Origin of the sequence: uncultured Campylobacter sp. (assembly GCF_937949835.1) — a bacterium.
GTDB lineage: Bacteria > Campylobacterota > Campylobacteria > Campylobacterales > Campylobacteraceae > Campylobacter_B.
In genome coordinates this window covers 1-3421 of sequence record NZ_CALEDC010000287.1, presented here as the reverse complement: position 1 = coordinate 3421, position 3421 = coordinate 1, and the positions used below count along the sequence as shown (strand labels likewise).

The following is a 3421-nucleotide window of genomic DNA, read 5'->3' as shown; positions in this document are numbered from 1 at the left end:
TATTTACCGATAACGTCGCCGACGATACGGGCGGATTTTTTGTATGGCTGGCGAGAGCCCACGCCAAGATCGTTCATCGCATATAAAATTCGCCTATGTACCGGCTTTAGACCGTCTCTGGCGTCGGGTAGCGCACGACCGATGATAACGCTCATCGAGTAATCAAGATAGCTCGTCTTGATCGATTCTTCGACGTCGATATCGATGATCTCCTGATTTTCAAACATATTTGATTGCATAAATATCCTTTTAAATTTTAAAGCGCGATTATAGCGAATTATTCTTTTGCATTAGCTAAAACCAAGCCGCACACGGGCATAAAGCCGCCATCGATCAAGCTCTCGCGCGCCTGCAGCATGCTAAGGCCCGAAGTGATGATGTCGTCTACCAGGATTACGGGGAATTGCGGCGGGGTTAAAATTTTAAAATTCCGCTTGTGTTTTAGGCGAAATTCCAAACTCTGCCCGGTGTATTTGACGCGGTTTTGCGCGCGCAGGCAGTGAAATTTAGGCTCAATTAGCTCGCTTTTTAGCGCGCGGGCCAAGATCGCCGTGTGCGAATAGCCGCTGCGTGCGTCATCATCCAGCGGCACGGCGTTAAATTTAAAAACCCCGTCCGTTGTTTTAAACGCTTCGTAATTTTGCGGATTTGCTGAAATTTCGCGCTGCAGATGAAGCGGGAATTTCGCTAGGCTTAAAGAGGCTATGCGCGCAAGCACCGCAGCGCCGTATTCGTGATGTTTAGAAAGTATAAGCTCTCGAATTTCGGAGTAGCCGTAGTAATAAAACACGCTAAAGCCCTCCACCTGCCGCATACCTAGGCGGCATTCGGCTAAATTTGCGGCGCAGGCGGCGCAAATCGTGCGCAGGCTAAACGCGCCGCAATTTACGCAGCGCATCTAAAGCGTCAAGATGATTTGATCGGCGGATTTTTTGACGATGTCGCCAAGCAAGCTTTGCACAAAAGGATTAAGCGATCTAGCCGTGCGAAGCGCGGTAAATTGGCTCTGATCCTGCGAAACGCGCTTGGTCGTAGTTTTGTTGCCCTGCACGATAGAAATCGCGATCTCGCCTCTTGCGCTCATATTTTCCTTCGAGTAGCCGTTGATCGCTGCCGAGATGCTTCTGATATTTACGGTTACGATATTCGGGCTTGCCGGATCGATCCTTACGCCGCGAGCCTCAAGCTCCGCGCGCAAAGCCTTATCGAACCACGCTGAGAGATTGTTTTTTAAAAGCACTTCATCGACGAGTTTGCCGTCGTTGTCATTTATAACAGCGATTACCATCTGATTTTCGCGCTGATCGTTGATCGCGTTGATATTTACCGACTTGCCGCTTACGGTCTGATCGGCCTTAGAAAGATACGGATTTAGGCTGATGACGCTGCTAGTTTGCGAGCAGGCGACAAAAAATAGCGCAAAGACGCCGAGTAAAAATTTTTTCATTTCAATCCTTTTTCTGAAATTCGGGCGCATTGTAGCACTAAATTTAAAATTTATAGATTTTTTTGTATCATTAGTAGAATCAAAGGAGAAATTTTGCAAGCACTTGCTTTAAAATACAGACCCAAAAGCTTCGAGCAGCTCATCGGTCAAGACGCCGTCGCCAAAAGCCTTGCGCACGCGCTGGATTCGGGCAGGCTGAGCCACGCATATCTTTTCAGCGGACTTCGCGGCAGCGGCAAAACCTCGACGGCTAGGATTTTTGCCAAAGCGCTTTTATGCGATAAAGGCCCTACCGGCAAGCCGTGCGAGATATGCGATAACTGCGTAATGGCAAACGAGGGGCGCCACATCGACATCATCGAGATGGACGCCGCCAGCCATCGCAAGATCGACGATATCCGCGAGCTTATCGAGCAGACGAAGTATCATCCCGCAAGCGCGCGCTTTAAAATTTTCATCATCGACGAGGTGCATATGCTCACCAAAGAGGCCTCCAACGCGCTTTTAAAGACGCTTGAGGAGCCGCCTAGCTACGTAAAATTTATCCTTGCGACTACCGATCCGCTCAAGCTTCCAGTCACCGTGCTATCGCGCACGCAGCACTTTCGCTTTAAGCCGATCGCCAAAAGCGCCGTCGTAGCGCATCTAGAGCAAATTTTAAAAACCGAAAACATCGCTTACGAAGAGGGCGCGCTTGAAATTTTAGCTCGCAGCGGCTCGGGCTCGCTACGAGACACGCTCACGCTCCTCGATCAGGCAATTATCTTTAGCTGCGAAGGAATCACGCAGCGCGCGATCGCCGATATGCTGGGCTTGCTCGATCCCGCTAAAATCGGCGAAATTTTAGACATCGTGCTGCGCCAGGACCGCGCGGGCGCGATCGAGATCATCAAAGAGGTCGAAAACTACAACGCCGAGACGATAATCGACGAGATGATCGCAAATTTAAAGGATAAATTCCTGCGCCGCGACGCGAAATTTAGCCTGCTGATGTATGAGCGGTTTTTCCGCATTTTAGCGGGCGCCAAGAGCATGCTCGCCATCAGCCCGGACAACACCTACGCAATTTCTATGATGATTTTTATGATGATGGAGGCGGTAAATCTGCGCGAGATCGACGAGCTCATAGAGGTCGGCAGATCCCTGGATCAAGGCGAGGGCTATGCTTCTGCTTCGGCGCCTAATTTAAACGCGCAAAGCTCCGCGCCGAATTTTAGGTCAAATTCCAAACAAAGCGCGAATTTTGCGCCAAATAGCGAGCCGGACGGTGCGGCTTTTGCGCCGAGTGACGCAGATAGCGCGACAAGCGGCGTGCCTAGCTTTACGGCAAGCGCAAAACGTCCCGCAAACTCAGCACAAAGCTCCGGTACGGCAAAACAATGTTTCGGCGCAAGCAGCGAGATTAAACCTGGCGCAGCGGCACAGGCGCAAAATTCTAGCTCTTCCGTCAAAACGGGCGCTCAAAATGAAATTTACGAGAATTTTTTAGCCAAAATTTACGACCGAGATTATGATCTGGGCGAGAAATTTAGCAAGTGCGTGGAATTTTTAAAATTTGAGCGCGGCACGCTGTATCTGCTCTCGCGCGCGCAGGGACAGGACAGAGAGTATCTGCGCAAGGGCTCGCGAGCGATCAACAGCGTGCTAAAATCGCTTTTCGGCGAGGGCGCGGCCATCAAGATCGAGCAAAGCGCGCCACAAAACGGCGATGATCCCGCCCAAAGCGAGCGCGATCGGAATTCCGCACGCGGCGCAACCGCTACGCAAAGCAAGGATTCTACGCAAGGCGCGACTTCCGAATCCGGCGCCGATACTGCGCGCCCGAGAAATTCGACCTCACAAAGCCCTGCAAATCCCACGGCGCAAAATTTTACTGAAAGCTCAATCTCTAGCAGCGTGCAAGACAATCCCGAATCTACGCAAGCGGGCGAGCAAGATCATAGGAATTTAACCGGCGCGCAAGAGAGCGAGCAG

At 51.0% G+C, this 3421-nt stretch carries 4 protein-coding genes; 1 reads left to right on the top strand and 3 read right to left on the bottom strand.

Annotated elements, in window-relative coordinates; translation table 11 throughout:
- From Q0256_RS06440 to Q0256_RS06430, 3 genes are all read right to left on the bottom strand, one after another.
- Positions 1-239: DNA gyrase subunit A (locus Q0256_RS06440; protein WP_297961332.1), on the bottom strand; the 239-nt coding region annotated here is incomplete at its 3' end.
- A gap of 38 nt (positions 240-277) precedes the next feature.
- Positions 278-898, bottom strand: coding sequence for a ComF family protein (locus Q0256_RS06435; protein ID WP_297961329.1), 621 nt, complete (start codon positions 896-898; stop codon positions 278-280).
- Entirely contained in the window at positions 899-1447 is a 549-nt protein-coding gene (locus Q0256_RS06430) for a YajG family lipoprotein (RefSeq protein ID WP_005873082.1), read from the bottom strand. It lies immediately after the preceding gene.
- Positions 1448-1540: 93 nt separating this feature from the next.
- On the opposite strand from Q0256_RS06430, the gene Q0256_RS06425 reads away from it, so the two are divergent.
- The coding region (locus Q0256_RS06425) for a DNA polymerase III subunit gamma/tau (RefSeq protein WP_297961326.1) at positions 1541-3421 on the top strand (1881 nt) is incomplete at its 3' end.